At 29.2% G+C, this 18,875-nt stretch carries 13 protein-coding genes; 11 read left to right on the top strand and 2 right to left on the bottom strand.

Features of this window, described 5'->3' with window-relative positions:
* Positions 1–3: 3 nt before the first annotated feature.
* The 11 genes from AWN65_RS09115 to AWN65_RS09065 all read left to right on the top strand — a co-directional run bounded on the left by AWN65_RS09115 (position 4) and on the right by AWN65_RS09065 (position 17,205).
* Positions 4–1,962 carry an OmpA family protein gene (locus AWN65_RS09115; RefSeq protein WP_060382882.1) on the top strand — a complete coding sequence of 653 codons (1,959 nt, stop codon included), beginning with the start codon at positions 4–6 and terminating at the stop codon, positions 1,960–1,962.
* Between the two features lie 142 nt (positions 1,963–2,104).
* Entirely contained in the window at positions 2,105–4,063 is a 1,959-nt protein-coding gene (locus tag AWN65_RS09110) for a peptidylprolyl isomerase (RefSeq protein ID WP_060382881.1), read from the top strand.
* Positions 4,064–4,083: 20 nt separating this feature from the next.
* Complete coding sequence (locus AWN65_RS09105) at positions 4,084–5,436, top strand: peptidylprolyl isomerase (protein ID WP_060382880.1); 1,353 nt, start codon at positions 4,084–4,086, stop codon at positions 5,434–5,436.
* A 105-nt stretch (positions 5,437–5,541) separates the two neighbouring features.
* Positions 5,542–7,191 carry a hypothetical protein gene (locus AWN65_RS09100; protein ID WP_060382879.1) on the top strand — a complete coding sequence of 550 codons (1,650 nt, stop codon included), beginning with the start codon at positions 5,542–5,544 and terminating at the stop codon, positions 7,189–7,191.
* Between the two features lie 138 nt (positions 7,192–7,329).
* Positions 7,330–8,283 carry an AAA family ATPase gene (locus AWN65_RS09095; RefSeq protein WP_060382878.1) on the top strand — a complete coding sequence of 318 codons (954 nt, stop codon included), beginning with the start codon at positions 7,330–7,332 and terminating at the stop codon, positions 8,281–8,283.
* Between the two features lies 1 nt (position 8,284).
* On the top strand, positions 8,285–8,968 hold the full coding sequence (locus tag AWN65_RS09090) for a carboxylesterase family protein (protein ID WP_060383870.1): 684 nt from the start codon (positions 8,285–8,287) through the stop codon (positions 8,966–8,968).
* A 214-nt stretch (positions 8,969–9,182) separates the two neighbouring features.
* A complete protein-coding gene (locus AWN65_RS09085) occupies positions 9,183–11,954 on the top strand; it encodes a bifunctional aconitate hydratase 2/2-methylisocitrate dehydratase (RefSeq protein ID WP_060382877.1) in 2,772 nt (923 codons plus the stop codon).
* A 492-nt stretch (positions 11,955–12,446) separates the two neighbouring features.
* Positions 12,447–12,944 (top strand): endonuclease V, encoded by a 498-nt coding sequence (locus AWN65_RS09080; RefSeq protein ID WP_060382876.1) that lies wholly within the window; start codon positions 12,447–12,449, stop codon positions 12,942–12,944.
* Between the two features lie 549 nt (positions 12,945–13,493).
* Positions 13,494–14,822: a peptidoglycan endopeptidase gene (locus tag AWN65_RS09075; protein ID WP_060382875.1), complete on the top strand. Its 1,329-nt coding sequence runs from the start codon at positions 13,494–13,496 to the stop codon at positions 14,820–14,822.
* Between the two features lie 191 nt (positions 14,823–15,013).
* Entirely contained in the window at positions 15,014–16,150 is a 1,137-nt protein-coding gene (locus AWN65_RS09070; RefSeq protein WP_060382874.1) for a hypothetical protein, read from the top strand.
* Complete coding sequence (locus tag AWN65_RS09065) at positions 16,147–17,205, top strand: acyltransferase family protein (RefSeq protein WP_060382873.1); 1,059 nt, start codon at positions 16,147–16,149, stop codon at positions 17,203–17,205. Before AWN65_RS09070 ends, AWN65_RS09065 begins: the two co-directional genes overlap by 4 nt.
* A 129-nt stretch (positions 17,206–17,334) precedes the next feature.
* On the opposite strand, the gene AWN65_RS09055 is transcribed toward AWN65_RS09065, so the two are convergent.
* The gene (locus AWN65_RS09055; RefSeq protein ID WP_235588305.1) at positions 17,335–17,901 is read right to left on the bottom strand and encodes a GNAT family N-acetyltransferase; all 567 of its coding nucleotides are present in this window, start codon (positions 17,899–17,901) and stop codon (positions 17,335–17,337) included.
* A 1-nt stretch (position 17,902) separates the two neighbouring features.
* The gene (locus tag AWN65_RS09050) at positions 17,903–18,757 is read right to left on the bottom strand and encodes an alpha/beta hydrolase (RefSeq protein WP_060382870.1); all 855 of its coding nucleotides are present in this window, start codon (positions 18,755–18,757) and stop codon (positions 17,903–17,905) included.
* Between the last annotated feature and the right edge of the window lie 118 nt (positions 18,758–18,875).

Raw genomic sequence — 18,875 nt, 5'->3', positions numbered from 1 at the left:
ATTATGAAAAGAATAATTTTATTTACTGTATTAGGATTGTCTTTGAATGGAATATATGCACAAGAGAAAAAAATCATAAAAGCAAGTAATCACTATAATGGTTTAGCATACGTCGATGCAATTGGCACCTATTTAAAAGTAGCTCAAAAAGGATATAAATCAAAAGAGTTATTTCAACGCTTAGGAGATTCCTATTACTACAATGCTAAATTTACAGAAGCCCATAAATGGTATACTGAATTATTTGCTTTAGGTGAAACAGTAGAACCTGAATATTACTATCGTTATGCACAAACCCTCAAATCGGTAGAAAATTACAAAAAAGCCGATGAATATATGGATAAATTTTATCAATTAACATCCAAAGATACAAGAGCCAGTATTTATAATAATCAAAAAGATTATAAAAATATTATCGCAAAAAATTCTGGACGTTTTGAAATAAAACCAGTAAGCATTAATGGCAGTTCTTCCGATTATGGTACAGCATTCTATGGAAACAAAGTACTTTTTGCATCCACTAGAGATACCATTGGAGTTTTCAAAACAAAAGCAAAATGGACAGGAAAATCATTTACCAACCTGTATGCTGCTGATAAAAATGAAACAGGAGACGATCTTATTAATACAGCTCGTTTTGCAAAAGAAATCAATTCCAAATATCACGAAGACTCTCCCGTTTTCACCAAAGATCTAAAAACAGTTTACTTTACCCGTAATAATTTCAATGAAGGAAAAGTAGGAAAAGACGATAAAAAAGTCATCAATTTAAAGATCTATCGAGCTAATTTAAATACAAAAGGAGAATGGATTAATATAACAGAACTACCATTTAATAGTGATCAATACAGTGTAGCACATCCCGCCTTATCCCCTGACGAAAAAACCTTATATTTTGCCTCTAATATGCCCGGAACATACGGGCAATCCGACTTATTCAAGGTAGCTATTTTAGGAGAAAACAGTTATGGAACCCCTATTAACCTAGGAAATACAATCAATACAGAAGCCAGAGAAACCTTTCCTTTTATAAGCGATAAAGGAGTATTATATTATGCAACCGATGGACAACAAGGACTAGGAGGATTAGATATTTACGCAACACAATTAGATGATAAAGGAATGGTTACTAATTTAGTAACCAATGTTGGATCCCCAATAAATGGTCCCATGGACGATTTTGCTTTTATCATAGACGAAAAAGGAAAAGGCTTCTTTTCCTCAAACCGTTCAGAAGGCAAAGGTTTAGATGACATCTATAGTTTTATAGAAAAATCCCCATTAAATTTAGAAATCCAACACCAACTAACAGGCATTGTTACAAACTCCGAAACAGGAGAAGCAATTCCAGAAGCAACCGTAACATTATATGATGAAAAATTTAAAGAAATAGAAAAAGTTCTAGCAGACAACAAAGGATTTTATGATTTTAAGAAAATTCCTGCGGGTAAAAAATATTATGTACGAGCAGAAAAAGAAGATTATGAAACCAAAGAAAAACCAGTAGAAATTCCAAATAAAACAGGAAAAACAAATTTACCTATAGATACTGCCAAAAAAGTAAAAGAAATAAAAGAAGGATCCGATTTAGCCAAAATATTTGAAATTAAAATTATTTATTTTGATCTAGATAAATCATTTATTCGTCCTGATGCAGCAGTAGAATTAGCTAAAATTTTAGAAGTGATGAAACAATACCCCACCATGAAAGTAGACGTTCGATCACATACTGACTGTCGTCAAACCGCAGCTTATAATGCAAAACTTTCAGATCGTAGAGCAAAAGAAACAGTGGCTTGGCTCATCAAAAAAGGTATTGCAAAAGATCGTTTAACAGGTCGTGGTTATGGAGAATCACAATTAATAAATAATTGCGGTTGTGAACCAACTAATCAATCTTCTTGTACAGAAGAACAACATCAAGAAAATAGAAGAAGCGAATTTATCATTGTAAAAATGTAATAAAATATAAAAGCTTGGTTAAAAAGCACCTCATAGGAGGTGTTTTTTTGTTAATAATTTTTTGTTAATAGATTTATCTTTACTTGTTTAATGTGTTCTAATTCTTATTTTTGCTTTGCTATTTATAAAAAACAATAGGATAATGAATCTAAAACAGTTTTTAACTACTGCATTATTAATAATTTCTACTACAGGTTTTTCGCAAAATCTCAATAAAGATATATTGTTTACAATTGATGATAAACCATATTATACAGATGAGTTTTTACGCGTTTATAATAAAAATATTGATCTAGTTAAAGATGAGTCACAAAAAGATTTGAATGCTTATTTAGATTTATATGTGGCTTATAAGCTAAAAATTAATAAAGCAAATAAATTAGAATTACAAAACGGAACACAATATAAAAACGAATTACGTTCCTATAGAAATCAATTGGCTAAAAATTATACCTCTGATACTAAAGTTACAAAGGCATTAATAGATGAGGCATATACCAGAATACAAAAAGAAGTAAAAGCAAGTCACATTCTGATATTATGTGATGAAAATGCAACTCCTGAAGATACACTAAAAGCATATAAACAAATTCAAGAAGTTAGAAATAAAGCCTTAAAAGGAGAATCTTTCGAATCTTTAGCAATTCAGTATTCTCAAGATCCATCAGCTAAAGAAAATAAAGGAAATTTGGGATATTTTTCTGCTTTTCGAATGGTATATCCTTTTGAATCTGTAGCTTATAAAACAAAAATAGAAGAAATTTCGATGCCAGTACGTACAAGGTTCGGATACCATTTACTAAAAGTACAAGATATAAGAGAAAATAGAGGAGAAGTAACGGTAGCTCATATTATGATCTTAAGACCTCAGAACAATACTGATGCAGATATTATAAAGTCGAAAAATTCAATTTATGATATTTATTCAAAATTAAAACAAGGAGAAAATTTTGCTACTTTGGCAAATCAGTATTCAGAAGATAAGAGTTCTGCTCCAAAAGGAGGTACTTTGCCTCGTTTTAGTTCAGGTCAGTTAAGTTCAGATATTTTTGAAGATAAAGCATTTGAACTAAAAAAAATAGGTGATTATTCAGAACCTTTCGAAAGCCAATTCGGATGGCACATAGTTAAACTTATTGAAAAACATCCCATTAAGAAATTACAAGAGATGGAACGAGAGCTAGATGCTAAAATTAGAAAAGATGATCGCTCCAAAATAATAGTTTCAGCATTAACTTCTAAATTACGTCAAAAATATTCTGTAAAACGTAATGAAAAAATGTTTTTAGAAATTAAAAATATTATAACAGATAGTTATTATAATCCAGAATGGCAAATGCCAGAAAATAAAAAGCAACTATTTGATAAAGAATTAGTAAAAATAGCCGATAAATCAATTGAAGGAACTCTTTTTATAAACGAACTAAATTCACAACAAAAAATAAAAACCAAAATAAAACCAATTGAAAAATTAATAGATCAAGCATATTCTAATTTTATAGATAACCAATTAAATATTTACTATAATGAAAATTTAGAAAAGGAATTTCCTGAATTTGCAAATATAGTAGAAGAATACAGAGATGGTTTATTGTTATTTGATTTAATGGAAAAAGAAATTTGGAATAAAGCAAAACAAGATACAATTGGTCTTAAAAAATATTTCCAAGAAAATAAATTAAAATATCAATGGAAAAATCGAGCAGAAGTGATAACTGTATCCTCAACTAATGAGGAATTTGTTAAAAAAGCTCAAAAGTTGTTAAAGGAAAATGCTACTATTGATGTATTAAAAGAAAAATTAAATACAAAAGAAATAGTTAATGTTATACCTAAAAAAGAAATAGTTGAAGAAGGAAACAATCCTAATATTATTTTAAAAGAAGGAGTTACTAAAATTTACAAAGAAAAAGAGTATTTTTACGTTACAAAAGTACTGAAAATTTTACCAGCTAGACAAAAAGAATTGGAAGAAATCAAAGGAAAAGTTATTAGTGATTATCAGCAGTTTCTGGAAGATAATTGGGTTTCTGAACTCAAAAAAGAATTTAAGGTTAATATAAATAACAATGTTTTTGAAAAGTTAAAAACATCTAAATAAAAAGTAATAAAGCAATAAAAATGAAATTAATTCAAAAAGTAAGTGTTTTTCTAACTTTATTCATTGCCGTTTTTTCGACTACTGCTCAAAAAACAAAAGTAGATGGTGTAGTTGGAGTAGTTGGAGATTATATAATTTTAGATTCAGATATTGATAAAACCTATATAGAACTCAAACAACAAGGAATTAATACAAAAGAAATTTCTCGTTGTCAAATGCTAGGCAAATTATTAGAAGATAAGTTATATGCTCATCAAGCAGTTCAAGACAGTATAAAGGTAACAGATGCAGAAATAAATCAAAAATTAGAGGAACAATTAGACTATGCTAAACAACAATTAGGCTCAATAGAAAAAGTAGTTGAATATTATAGAAAAACGAACGAACAAGATTTGAGAACTGAGTTATTTGATATTATTAAGTCAAATAAATTAACCGCAGAGATGCAAAAAAAGATTGTAGATCGTGTAACTATTACGCCTGAAGAAGTACGTGATTTCTATAAAAAAATACCAAAAGAAGAACTACCCGTTTTTGGAGCAGAAATGGAATTGGCTCAAATTGTAATAAAACCTGAAATTTCTAAAGAATCCAAACAAGCCATCATTGATCAACTAAAATCATTAAAAAAAGAAATATTAGAAAATGGGGCTAGTTTTTTTACGAAAGCAGTTTTATATTCAGAAGATCCAGGATCTAAAAATAGTGGAGGTTACTATAAAATGAATAGAAAAACACAATTTGTTAAGGAATTTAAAGATGTAGCTTTTAGTCTACAAGAAGGAGAAATATCAGAACCATTCGAAACAGAATTTGGCTATCATATTATACAATTAGAAAAAATTAAAGGACAAGATTTAGAGTTACGACATATAGTAATTGCACCTAAAGCATCTGATAAAGCCATAAAAGAAGCAAAAGAAAAAGCAGAAAAAATTAGATCACGTATTTTAAATAAAGAATTAACTTTTTCCCAAGCAGCTCGCCAGTTTTCAGATGAAAAGGAAACTAAAAATGATGGAGGAGTTTTAACAAACCCAAAAACACAAGACACTCGTTTTGAATTGACCAAAATGGATCCTTCTATTTACGGAGTAGTAGCAAATTTAAAAGACGGTGAAATATCATATCCTGTAACAGATGAAGATAGAACAGGTGCAAAATTTTTTAAAATTATGACCGTAACTAATCGTTTTGAAGAACATACGGCTGATTATGCAAAAGATTACTTACGTTTAAAAGAATTAGCACTAAAAGAAAAACAATTAAAAGAAATTGGGAAGTGGAGTGCAGATAAAATAAAAGAAACCCATATTAAAATTAATGGAGAGTATCGTGACTGTACCTTCACTAATAATTGGTTAAAAAAATAAATTTTATTATAATACAAAAAAAGAGTTAATTTTATAGTTTTATAGAATTAACTCTTTTTTTTAATATTTATTTTTAGAAAAAAGTGTTCGTTATAATTGTTGCCTATGTCTACTCTTTCTACCTTTTTAAAAGAAAATAATACAAAACTAAAAGAGATAAAGAAACTAACTGTTCGTGATTTAGATGAGTTAGAGCCCAACTCGTTTGTTGCTTATGTAGATCAAAAAGATAAAAGTTATGATGTACAAATAAAAATCAATTCCAAAAAAGAAATTGAGACAACCCTTTGCGATTGTTCAGCTAATAGTGTTTGTATACATATAATAGCATTAGCCTCTTTTCTTAAAAATCAAAAAACAATAACTGAAACATCAAAAAAAAGAATCCTTAAAAAACAATCCGAATCAGACCAATTATTAGAAACGATTTCAGATACCGATTTGCGGATTTGGATAGCAAATTTATTGAACACAAATAAAGAAATAGCCTTTGTTTTTAAAAATCAATTCTTTAAAGAAGAAATTCAAATTTCAGAAGAAAAACTTACAGATATTATTAATGAATCTATAAAATCTATTATAGGAAAAAGAAAAACAGTACAAACCAATGAGGTAAAAAAAATTATAGATACCCTTCAAATAAGTCTAAAACCTTATATTGAAATTCTTTTAAAAAATCAAACCCTAGAAAATCTAAAGCATATTGATTATATAGCCAAAGAGCTTTGGCAATTTTATAATGACTATTGTTTACATACGACTCGAATTGAAACCTTTATCAAAAAAATAAAAGAAACTTTTATTACAAATCTTTTACTCCTAAAAGATTTTGACTTATGGTGTGAAAGAGTAGAGGCTTTGATAGTCTTTGAAATAACAGATGGAAAAAAATATACTAATTTCTTTTATCTAGATAAGATTTATAAATTTTCAAAAACAAACGAGTTAAAACTTGCATTTTTCTTGAATAAATTAGAAGAAAAAGCAAAACCTTTTTTAGAAAAAAAAATAGATTGGAGATTAGAAAACTTTGATTTAAGAGAATTTGTTCTACCTATTTATATAGAACATGGGGTGTTTGCCAAGTATGTAAAAATTTTTGAACCTGTAAAATTTCAAAACGACTATAACCTCTTACTTATTAAAGCATTAAATGAATTAGGTGAAAATGAAAAAGTAGAAAAATACGCTTTAGATCAAATTCATAGTAATTATTATGAAGAAATTAATATCCCTTATGTTGAAATTTTAGATGAATTATATCGTAAACTAGAACAAAACGATAAATTAGCCTTATTACTAGCACGACACGGAAAATATATTTTTAGTCGAAATAACTATGAATTAATAAAAAAATATGCTCCTTTAGAAGATTTTAAAAAATACCGACAAGCTTTGTTGACAAACGCAACTAATGCCATATTTTATGGAAATCAAGAAGCATTTGAGTTATATTATCAATTAAAAAAAGAAGAAGGAAAACAAGAATTTCTTTTTGATATTTTAAATAAAACAAATAGTTACACCATTTTTAATAAATACAAAGAAGATGCTTTTAAAATGTCGGAAATTAAATTCTTAAAAGCATTATGTAATATCCATAATTCGTCATTATACGAGAAAAAAGAAGTGAACGAAATTGTTCAATTTATAATAAAAAATTATGATGAAAAACAATTGAAATTTTATCTAGAACAATTTAGAGGTTTTAATGAAGTACTAAAAATCTTACGAAAAATGAGCTTAGATGAGTGATTAGCTTTATTTCAAATTTTTTTAAATCAAATAAAAATATTAGTTTTAACTTTTTTAAAAGAAAAAGTTTTTTTGTAAATGAGTTTGGTTTTATCTGTTTTTCAATTTTAAAATCAAATTCAAAAAATCTAAAATAAAATGTCAGACGTAACAGCTATAGAGCAACTAGTTCAAAAACAAAAAGAATTAAAAACAGAAATTGCCAAGGTAATTGTAGGACAACAAGAAGTAGTTAACCAAATTGTCCTAAGTATATTTTCCGGAGGACATGCACTTTTAGTAGGAGTACCAGGATTAGCAAAGACATTAATGGTAAATACAATCTCGCAAGCATTAGGATTAGATTTTAAACGTATTCAGTTTACTCCAGATTTAATGCCGTCCGATATTTTAGGAAGTGAAATTTTAGATGAAAATCGGACCTTCAAATTCATAAAAGGACCTATTTTTTCTAATATTATTCTAGCAGATGAGATAAATCGTACACCGCCAAAAACCCAAGCAGCACTTTTAGAAGCTATGCAAGAAAAATCAGTTACAGTAGCAGGACACCATTATAAGTTAGAGCTACCTTTTTTTGTATTAGCCACTCAAAACCCTATAGAACAAGAAGGAACTTATCCTTTACCAGAGGCACAGTTAGACCGGTTTATGTTTGCCATCAAGTTAAACTATCCAACCTTTAAAGAAGAGGTGATGGTGGTTAAAAGTACTACGTCAGATTTTAAAGCAAGCGTAAATCCATTATTTACCCCAAGTGAAATTATTGAATTCCAACAATTGATTCGTAGAATACCTGTTACCGATAACGTCATAGAATATGCTGTAACTTTAGTATCCAAGACACGTCCTGACAATCCTTTAGCACCCAATCTGGTGAAGAACTATATTGATTGGGGAGCGGGACCGCGTGCATCTCAAAATTTAATTTTAGCAGCCAAAACACACGCTGCTCTACAAGGTAAATTTAGTCCTGATATAGAAGATGTACAAGCCGTAGCAGTAGGAATCTTAAGACATCGTATTGTGAAAAATTATAAAGCAGATGCAGAAGGTATTTCAGAAGAAAGTATTATTCAAAAATTATTTTAATATGAGATGGATTGGAGTAATCATTGCACTTTTTTTCTTATCCTTTCAAGAAAAACCTAAAAAAATCGAGGCTGTTAAAGGAAAAACCTCATATCCTTTTTGGGTACAAGCCCCTAAAGAAGGAGAAAAATTACCTTTATTACTTTTTTTACACGGAAAAAGCCTCTCCGGTACCAATTTGAATCGTGTAAAACGATACGGCGTTCTGCGTGCTATAGAACGCGGACGTAAGATTGATGCGGTAGTAATGGCACCCCAATTAGCTAAAGGAGCTTGGAATCCTGATAAAGTACTAGAACTCATTCAATATGCAAAAGAAAATTACGCTGTAGATGCAAGTCGTATTTATGTTTGTGGAATGAGCCTAGGAGGATATGGAACCTTACATTTTGCAGGAAAATACCCAAATGAATTAACAGCAGCCGTTGCTATATGTGGAGGAGGTAATACAGCAGATAGTTTTAACTTAGCACAACTTCCTTTATGGATTATTCATGGTGCAAAAGACTTTATAGTACCATTAAGAGAATCCTCAAAAGTATATGAAGCTATAAAAAAATGTATACCAGAAGCAGATGCTACTTTTACCATAGAGCCCAATGGAAATCATGGCAGTGTAGAACGCTATTTTCATAAAGATGTCTTTTATGATTGGTTATTTAAATATATAAAAGCCAAAAAATAATAGAAAAAACATTTTATAAAACTAAAACAGGTTGTATTTCGTTAAAATACAACCTGTTTTATTTATTTATTTTTAAATATAAAGTGCTTAATTTGATATTTTGGTAAAAAATAATGAAAGATTGCGATATTTGTTTTGAAAATTTTTAAGCAATCTGAACATTTCGTAAATTTGAACAACAAAAATAATAACCTTATATTTATAGTAATTAGATATGGAATTGTATAAAGAATACCTTAAAGAAATTGAAGAGCGAAAAGGACAAGGATTACATCCAAAACCTATTGATGGAGCTGAATTATTAAACGAAATTGTACTACAAATTAAAGATGTAAATAATCAAGATAGAGAAGATTCTCTAAAGTTTTTTATTTACAATACCTTACCAGGAACAACCCCAGCAGCAAAAGTAAAAGCTGATTTTTTAAAAGAAATAATTTTAGGAGAAGTATTAGTTGCCGAAATTTCACCCGCTTTTGCTTTCGAATTGTTGTCACACATGAAAGGAGGACCTTCTATAGAAGTATTGCTGGATTTAGCTTTAGGAAATACTCCCGAAATAGCCAAACAAGCAGCAGAAGTATTAAAAACACAAGTTTTCTTATACGATGCAGATATGGATCGTTTAAAAGTAGCTTTTGAAAAAGGAAATACAGTAGCAAAAGAAATACTAGAAAGTTATGCTAAAGCTGAGTTTTTTACAAAGTTACCAGAAGTGGCAGAGGAAATGAAAGTTATTACTTTCGTAGCTGGTATAGGAGATATTTCCACAGATTTACTATCTCCAGGTAATCAAGCACATTCACGTTCTGATAGAGAATTACATGGTAAATGTATGATCTCTCCTAAAGCACAAGAAGAAATAGAAGCTTTAAAATTACAACATCCAGATAAAAGCGTAATGCTGGTAGCAGAAAAAGGCACAATGGGAGTAGGATCTTCTCGTATGTCAGGTGTAAACAATGTAGCATTATGGACAGGTAAACAAGCAAGTCCTTACGTACCATTTGTAAACTTTGCTCCAATTGTAGGGGGTACTAACGGAATCTCACCAATTTTCTTAACTACAGTTGATGTAACAGGAGGTATTGGTATTGATCTTAAAAACTGGATAAAAAAGACAGACACAAATGGAGAACTAGTTCGAGATGAAAATGGAGAGCCTGTATTAGAACAAGTCTATTCTGTTGAAACAGGAACTGTTTTAACAATCAACACAAAAACAAAAAAATTATACAACGGAGATAAAGAATTAATTGATTTATCAAAATCATTTACTCCACAAAAAATGGAATTTATCAAAGCAGGAGGATCTTATGCTATTGTTTTTGGTAAAAAATTACAAACCTTTGCAGCAAAAACCTTGGGGATAACAGCACCTGTAGTTTTTGCTCCTTCAAAAGAAGTTTCTATAGAAGGTCAAGGATTAACAGCTGTAGAAAAAATATTCAATAGAAATGCAGTAGGTAATACACCAGGAACAATATTACACGCCGGTTCTGACGTTCGTGTGACAGTTAATATTGTGGGATCCCAAGATACTACAGGTTTAATGACTGCCCAAGAATTAGAATCAATGGCTGCAACAGTAATTTCGCCAATTGTTGATGGAGCTTACCAATCAGGATGTCATACCGCTTCCGTTTGGGATAAAAAAGCACAAACAAACATTCCAAAATTAATGAAATTTATGAACGATTTTGGTTTGATTACAGCACGTGACCCTAAAGGAGTATACCATTCAATGACTGATGTAATTCACAAAGTGTTAAATGATATTACAGTTGATGATAGAGCCATTATTATAGGAGGAGATTCACATACACGTATGTCTAAAGGAGTAGCGTTTGGTGCTGACTCTGGTACAGTAGCTTTAGCTTTAGCTACAGGTGAAGCCTCTATGCCAATTCCAGAATCAGTAAAAGTAACTTTTAAAGGAAATATGGCTAATTATATGGATTTCCGTGATGTAGTTCATGCAACACAAGCACAAATGTTACACCAGTTTGGAGGCGAAAACGTTTTCCAAGGTAGAATTATTGAAGTTCATATAGGTACATTAACAGCAGATCAAGCCTTTACCTTTACAGATTGGACCGCAGAAATGAAAGCTAAAGCATCTATTTGTATTTCTGAAGATGAAACCCTGATAGAATCTTTAGAAATTGCAAAGTCTAGAATCCAAATCATGATTGATAAAGGAATGGACAACAAAAACAAAGTATTACAAGGCTTGATTGATAAAGCAAATCAGCGTATTAGCGAGATTCGTTCAGGAAAAGAACCTGCATTAAAACCAGATGCAAACGCTAAATACTATGCAGAAGTGGTAGTAGATCTAGATGTGGTAAACGAACCAATGATTGCCGATCCAGATGTAAATAATAAAGACATCTCTAAACGTTATACACATGATACCATTCGCCCATTATCTTTTTATGGCGGAACCAAAACAGTCGATTTAGGATTTATAGGTTCTTGTATGGTGCATAAAGGCGATATGAAAATATTAGCCCAAATGTTGAAAAACGTAGAAGCACAAAAAGGCGAAGTAAAATTTAATGCACCATTAGTAGTAGCACCTCCAACTTATAACATTGTAGATGAATTAAAAGCTGAAGGAGACTGGGAAGTATTACAAAAATATTCAGGTTTTGAATTTGATGATAATAACCCTAAATCAAATGCACGTACCGAGTATGAAAACATGTTGTACCTAGAACGTCCAGGATGTAACTTATGTATGGGAAATCAAGAAAAAGCTTCAAAAGGAGATACCGTTATGGCCACATCTACTCGTTTATTCCAAGGGAGAGTAGTAGAAGATACAGATGCTAAAAAAGGAGAATCTCTACTTTCTTCAACACCCGTAGTAGTGTTGTCAACTATCCTAGGTAGAACTCCAACTATTGAAGAATACAAACAAGCAGTACAAAATATTAATTTAACTAAGTTTGCACCATCTCATAAATTATTGGTGAAATAATATGTTTTTAAAATGAATTAATGAGAACTGTTCAAAAAGATAAGTAAAATCCAAAAGGTTAAACAAATTTATAATTAATTCTAATAAAAATGAGCTCGGTATTTGATCGAGCTCATTTCGTCTAAACTTGATTTAATTCAAATAAAATACATTCTTGAATTTTTTTTAAACCCAAATTATACCTTACTTTTTAATGAAGATAAAAAGAGGAAAGAAGAAAAAAAGAGTACTTTTTTAGAGTTAAAGACATTTTTAGTTCTAATAAATTTATAATGCGTAATTTGAGTTTAACTAAATTTAGAAATAAACAGATTACAAAACAATACCTTTTCTATTTTTATAGAAAACATTACGAACACTAAATAACTTTAGATTTAATTATAAAAATATAATTAAGTTAATTTATATTTAAAAAATATAGAAATAAAAAACTAGTTAAAATACTTTCTGAAAGATTGAATAAAAACAAACTAATACATACAAAGATATAACATGATACTAGCCATAGATGTATATTATATAGATGATATAGCCAAAAGTGTTGGAGTACTTTTTAATTGGGAAGATGCAGAACCTAAAGAAATTATTATAGATATAAAGCAAGGAATAGAAGAGTATATACCAGGAGAATTTTACAAAAGAGAATTGCCATGTATTGAAGCACTATTAAAGAAGATACCTTTAGAAAAACTAGAGATTATCATAATAGACGGACACATTTATGTAGATGACTCCTTAAAATACGGATTAGGCGGATATGTATGGGAATTATTAGAAAAAAAAATTCCAATCATAGGAGTTGCTAAAAACGCATTTCATAGTAATAAAACAACGGTAGAACCTGTATATAGAGGAGAAAGTAAAAAACCGTTATATGTTTCTACCATTGGAATCGAAATAGGAAAAGCAGTTGGTCATTTGAAAAATATGCATGGAAATTTTCGTATTCCATCTATATTAAAAGAATTAGATACTATTACTAAAACATAAGATTAAAAAATAATAACATTCATTTAATACAAGAGTTTTGATTTATTTGAAATCCTAAAATATTAATTGTGACTAAAATTATACCATTTAAACTTAAAATATACTGAATTAAAAAATAAAGTTCTCAATATGTTTTTTTTATTTTAGAAATAACTCGAACAAACGGTTGAGTATATAATCGAAGTTATCGTTAGTTCGAGCGCGAAACGTATGGAGAATCAATACTAATTTTTATTGCTTTTGTAGGATAGTGTCTAAATCAATATGCGGTTGTCACTCCTACGAAAGGAGGAGTTTCATAACCTACGTTATGTGATTTCTCCCTTTGGTCGAAATGACAAGATTGCGAACTTTTTGGACAGTCTCAAGGGTAAAAAATAGTATTATGAGGAAATTTCAAAGTTTAAATGGTATTATACCATATTAAAAGGCAAATTAGGTATTCTTGATTTTAAAAAAATGTTAAATTTAAAGGAAGGACCCACTTTTATTATGTAAATTGCGAAACGAATAAAAAGGGCAAACCTTTTATACACCTAAATGTAAAAAATGGATTTTCAAAAAAAAATTATTTATAGCCTCTTGTGGTTCTCGGTTAGTGTTTTTGGGCAAGAAAAAATTAAACATAAAGTAGTGAGTGGTGAATCAGTTTATAGTATTGCTCAAAAGTATAACGTAAAGCAAAGTAAAATAATAGAACTAAATCCAAAAGCAAAAAAAACATTACAGCTTAATATGATTTTAGAAATACCGATTTCTAAAGTTAAAGATAAAGAACAACCTCAAGTTGAAATACTAGAACATGAAGTACTCACGAAAGAAACATTATACAGCCTTTCCAAAAAATATAACACAACCATAGAAAAAATAAAGGAAGTAAACCCTAATATTGAATTACAAGGACTAAAAATAGGAGAACATATCAAAATTCCAGCAGAAAAAGGCAACGAGTTAAATCTAATAGATGAAAAACCGAAAAAAAATAAAAAAAACAAAAAAGAAGAAACTCTTACTGCACAAGGAAAAACAGATATTTCTCCTAATTTAAGTGGTAATACCATAGAGTTATTACACGAAGTACAAATAAAAGAAACAAAATACGGTATTTCAAGAAAATATGGTATCTCCATTACGGAATTAGAATCTTTAAATCCTCAGATAAAAAATAATTTAGCCATAGGTGATAAATTAATTATAAAAACAAAATCAATACCTGAAAATACACCTGTACTAGCAATAGATACAAAATCTCAAAATTCAATAAAAGAGGTTGTAACATCTAAAGAAACAGTGCCTCAAAAAGAAGTTGAAGCAGTTAAAACATCAGAAAATATAATACCTGCTCCATCTAAAAAAGGACAAATTAAGATAGTAGAAATTAAACCTCAAATAGAAGAAGAAAATACAGATGAGTTAATCATTGAATCAGAAGCAGTACAACCAGAAATACCTATTACCGTAGTAGCTCCTTTGTCAGAAGAAAATATATCTAAAGCAGAATTTTTGATAACCAAAGCATCTGAAAATATAGGAGCTCGCTATCGTAGCGGATCTACAGGTAATGGAGGTTTTGATTGTTCCGGTTTAATGTTTGCTACATTTAAAAATATAGAAATGACTTTACCCCGCTCATCAAGAGAAATGGCGCAACGAGCAGGTGTTCGTATTGATAGAAGTCAAGCCCAAAAAGGAGATTTAATTTTCTTTGCTACAAGAGGTAGAGGAGTAGGACACGTAGGTATGATTACAGAAGTTATAGAAGATGAAATTAAATTTATCCATTCATCAACTAGCCAAGGAGTAATTATATCATCCACTAAAGAACCCTATTATGCTAAAAGATTTGTTCAAATCAATCGCGTTTTACTAGATGAATAGAATAAGGTTTAAAATATTAAACTTTTAAACTAATTCAACATAAAATAATATTAAAACCAGGTTTATTGAATCTGGAATAAACGTCCCATGCTATATTATATAGCTCTTCCTCTAAGAAAAAATTGTTTGTAAATATATTTTTTATAACAAATTTGATAATTAGAAATAATAAAAACTTTTAAATATAAAAAATGAATTATTTGAGATTACTAACACTCCTTTTTATAGGATTAAATTATTTAAATGCACAAAATTTAAAAATTGATAACACTTTAAGTAAAGTAGAAAAATTTGCAAAAAGACACAAAGTAGAATCAATTAAAAAAGAATCATTAATTTTCCTTACAGACGCTCTATCCTTAAGTAAAGATGTGTATTTAGAAAATAATGACAGTGATAACCCTAGATTTACAAACTGGATAGGGTTAAATCGTAAAATTGCAGGAGATAATCCTTCTACAAATTATTATTCCGCATTTATTTCAAGTAAAAATGATTACGTAATAAAAGGAAATTTAGGAAAAGCCTTTTATGTAGGTGTACAAGTATATAAACAAGATGAAGGTTATAATTTACTTTCAGAAAGTATTGCTTCAGAAGCAATGGAAATTAGTCCAAATGGAGATTATGAAATAAACCTGTCAGCCGCTAATACAGGAGGTAAAAAAAATTGGTTAAAAATAAGCGATGACGATTATATTATTATACTAAGAGAATACTATTCGGATTACAATAAAAGATTAAATGATATTAAAACAACCCCCATTATAGATAAACTTGCGTCAAATTCATCCAAAGAAATAGAGAACGAAGAAGAAAAGATTGATACCAACACCTCTTTTGTTAACTTCTTTGAAGGATTGGTTGAAAATTCAATAGATCTAACCAATTCGCTAAGTGTGGCACCTAATACCTCAAAACAAGAAGTTAAGTTGAATCCTAAAAATTCTAACGCATTATTTCCATCAAAAGATATATTTTATGAAGGTATTTATGTAAAACTAAATGACGACGAAGCACTAGAAGTTACAGTTAAAAATCAGCCTATTTCAGATTATTTTTCATGGACTTTTTATTCTCCTCTTTATACCACACCAGACTATAGTACTTATAAAGTACAATTAGTGAAAGAAGATATAAAGTTAGATAGAAATAATAACTATAAATTTTATGTTTCCAAAGAAAAATTAAACCTTCTTAATGCTATTCAAACAGGACAATATAACACAGGCGTGCTAAGCTTTAGATATTTAAAGAACAAAAAAGACTATAAAATGGATAGTTTAGATTATGAAATTAAATTAATTAAATTAAAAGACATAAAATGAAAAGATTAAAATTTATTGATTTAGCCAAAGCACTAGCAGCAGTGTTTATGGTTTGTGTACATATCCTCAATACACATACTTTATCGGCAATAGAAAAAGATACCTATTTCGGAAAAATAATTACCCTATTAGGTGAATCTCCGGCAGCTCCCGTTTTTATGTTTAGTATGGGACTTTCTTTTTCCTATTCTAGAAACTTTGATTTTATGTCAAGATTAAAAAGAAGTGGGTCTATTTTTTTGAAAGGGTATAAACTTAATTTTTTTAGATTATTAATTCCAGCCATTTTTTTTGGTATTGTTTCTTTATTCGTAAAGACAGAAACTGTTGAAGAAATTTCAAAAGAAGGCGATGTGATCCAAAACATATTAAATAACTTCTTAGTTATTGATATACTACAGTTTGCGGGATTATCCTATTTGGTCATGACTTTATTAAGCAGGTATAAAATACTTGTAAAATATATAGCAATTCTGATACTGCTTATAGGGAGTTGTTCAACTTATGTATGGGGTATTCAAACAGGTTATCCTTTTATAGACAGAATATTAGACTTATTTTGGGGTGACAAGGGTGATGCTGTGTCATTCCCTCTATTTCCATGGTTAGTATATCCTCTAACAGGATATGTAATGGGATACTATTTCTTGCATAAAGAAGATAAAGAAGTTTTGATGAAAAGTTTTTACTTAGGAACTTTCCTTTTTTTAATAGGAGGAATAATTACTTATAGAAGTCCTGTTTATCATTTAGGTGACTATTGGCATACTAGAATTGGAGGAATCATGCTATATATAGGATTTGTACTTATATGGATGAAAATTTGTGATATTTTAATTAAATATGTTTCCGAAAAGAGTTATAAACCTATAGCTTTTTTGAGTAAAAACCTTACTAATTTTTATGCTATTCAATGGATTATAATAGTAGGCTTAATACCTTTCTTAGGACAAAAAGAATGCAATGTATATGAATCTATTTTACTAATGATTCTCGTTTTTTTTGTTACTTATTGGATAACTATGATAATGGAAAGAAAGAAAATAAATTTTTAAATATTCATAAAGCCGTTGTAAAATTTATCCAATTTTACTTTTATGTAGAGAGAAAAAACAAATTTCTTAAAACCTACAAAAAATGGCATTTATACTTTGTTTTGAAAATGTTGTATAAATGCCATAATTTTATTTGAGCAATTTAGTGCTTTGAATTTTTAATTGTTGAGTATCTTTGAACCAAATAGATTTTTGAATGACATATTGAAATTTCAAAACTTCAGATTGATTGTCATAAAATACAGAAAATTCCTTGTTCTTTATGCCACCAATTTTTTCAATTGCTTTTTGAGAACGGATATTGGATGCGCCAACCGTAAAATAAACTTTATCTAAATACTCAAAAGCATAATCTAGCATTAATTTCTTTATTTGAGAATTGTATAGAGATCCCCAATAATCTCTACTCAAAAAAGTATAGCCTATTAATACACTTTTATCCTCTAGATTAAGATCATAATATCGTGAGCTACCTATTATTCTATTTTCTTTTTTATCAATAATTTTAAAAGCCCCTTTTGATTCAATAGCTTCCTTGAAAAATATTTCAAATACCTCTATTTGATAACGATTTTTTTTAGGATGTTGTTCCCAAATTAAAGGATCTGATGCCACATGATACAATATATCAAGATCTTCTTTTTGTAGAGGGACCAACAAAACGTTTTCATTTTCTAATTGCGGTTGTAAATTCATCTTAATGATTCTTTTTAGGATATAGTAGCTTAAAAGCATTAAATACAGCAGGATGTGTTACTGTTGCATGATCTTCCTCTGGTAAATAGTCAAAAACAACTTTTACAGTTTTAGATTTACCATATTTTATTTTATCAAAAAGTAAATTAGCATCTACTTCCATTACATGGTTATCAAAAATAGGACCTAGTCCTTCTTTTCCAACACCAATATAAATAGACTTATTTTGTTGGAAATTTTCCTTTAACACATCAGGATTTAATTTTAAAAGTTCTCCGTCATTCCACCACAAACTAGGGCTAATAATAATGTATTGATCAAATAAATGTGGTTTTTTAAATAAAATTTCAGTAGCTAAAAGACCACCTAAAGATTGACCAATAATAGTTTTTTCATTGGTTGTGGTGTAATTTTTGGAGATATAAGGCTGTAATTCATTTTCTATAAACGCCATGAATTTATCAGATCCACCTGAAGTAGGATAACGATCCCTCACGATTTGTTGATTCGGAATTGATGTAAAATCTCTTTTGCGATCTTTATTAGCAATTCCTACCACTATAGATTTAGGAATACGTTCAATCCAAGGAAATGTAAAGTATTGTACTAAACCTGCTATGTGAATAAAATCTTCGTCAGCACTTCCGTCTAAAACATAAATCACAGGATAACGCTCTTGTTTGTTATAGCCCTGTGGAAGATAAATGTTAAGAATTCTTTTTTCATTTAAGATACTAGATGTAATTTCATCAACTATTCCTAAATTAAATGATTTGGGAATTGGGGGTGAAATGTTTTTTTGAGCTTCTACTATTAAAGAATAGAAAAAAAAGCTCAGAAATAATAATTTTTTCATTTTCTATTTTTTTGATTGATTCTATTTTCAAATTTAAAAAATTTTAAAATAATAATAATCAGCCAAATGGCATTAAAAAAGCCGTTTCTTTTAGAAACGGCTTTATATACTTTCTGTT

The organism is Flavobacterium covae (genome assembly GCF_001534645.1).
GTDB classification, from domain to species: Bacteria; Bacteroidota; Bacteroidia; order Flavobacteriales; family Flavobacteriaceae; genus Flavobacterium; species Flavobacterium covae.
Note: the sequence above shows the minus strand (reverse complement) of the source record. Positions and strands in the feature narration are given on the sequence as shown.

Excerpts from the sequence above, each read along its gene's own strand:
- AWN65_RS09115 (WP_060382882.1), top strand. The coding sequence starts at position 4 with ATGAAAAGAATAATTTTATTTACTGTATTAGGATTGTCTTTGAATGGA.
- AWN65_RS09110 (WP_060382881.1), top strand. The coding sequence starts at position 2,105 with ATGAATCTAAAACAGTTTTTAACTACTGCATTATTAATAATTTCTACT.
- AWN65_RS09105 (WP_060382880.1), top strand. The coding sequence starts at position 4,084 with ATGAAATTAATTCAAAAAGTAAGTGTTTTTCTAACTTTATTCATTGCC.
- AWN65_RS09100 (WP_060382879.1), top strand. The coding sequence starts at position 5,542 with ATGTCTACTCTTTCTACCTTTTTAAAAGAAAATAATACAAAACTAAAA.
- AWN65_RS09095 (WP_060382878.1), top strand. The coding sequence starts at position 7,330 with ATGTCAGACGTAACAGCTATAGAGCAACTAGTTCAAAAACAAAAAGAA.
- AWN65_RS09090 (WP_060383870.1), top strand. The coding sequence starts at position 8,285 with ATGAGATGGATTGGAGTAATCATTGCACTTTTTTTCTTATCCTTTCAA.
- AWN65_RS09085 (WP_060382877.1), top strand. The coding sequence starts at position 9,183 with ATGGAATTGTATAAAGAATACCTTAAAGAAATTGAAGAGCGAAAAGGA.
- AWN65_RS09080 (WP_060382876.1), top strand. The coding sequence starts at position 12,447 with ATGATACTAGCCATAGATGTATATTATATAGATGATATAGCCAAAAGT.
- AWN65_RS09075 (WP_060382875.1), top strand. The coding sequence starts at position 13,494 with ATGGATTTTCAAAAAAAAATTATTTATAGCCTCTTGTGGTTCTCGGTT.
- AWN65_RS09070 (WP_060382874.1), top strand. The coding sequence starts at position 15,014 with ATGAATTATTTGAGATTACTAACACTCCTTTTTATAGGATTAAATTAT.
- AWN65_RS09065 (WP_060382873.1), top strand. The coding sequence starts at position 16,147 with ATGAAAAGATTAAAATTTATTGATTTAGCCAAAGCACTAGCAGCAGTG.
- AWN65_RS09055 (WP_235588305.1), bottom strand. The coding sequence starts at position 17,901 with ATGAATTTACAACCGCAATTAGAAAATGAAAACGTTTTGTTGGTCCCT.
- AWN65_RS09050 (WP_060382870.1), bottom strand. The coding sequence starts at position 18,757 with ATGAAAAAATTATTATTTCTGAGCTTTTTTTTCTATTCTTTAATAGTA.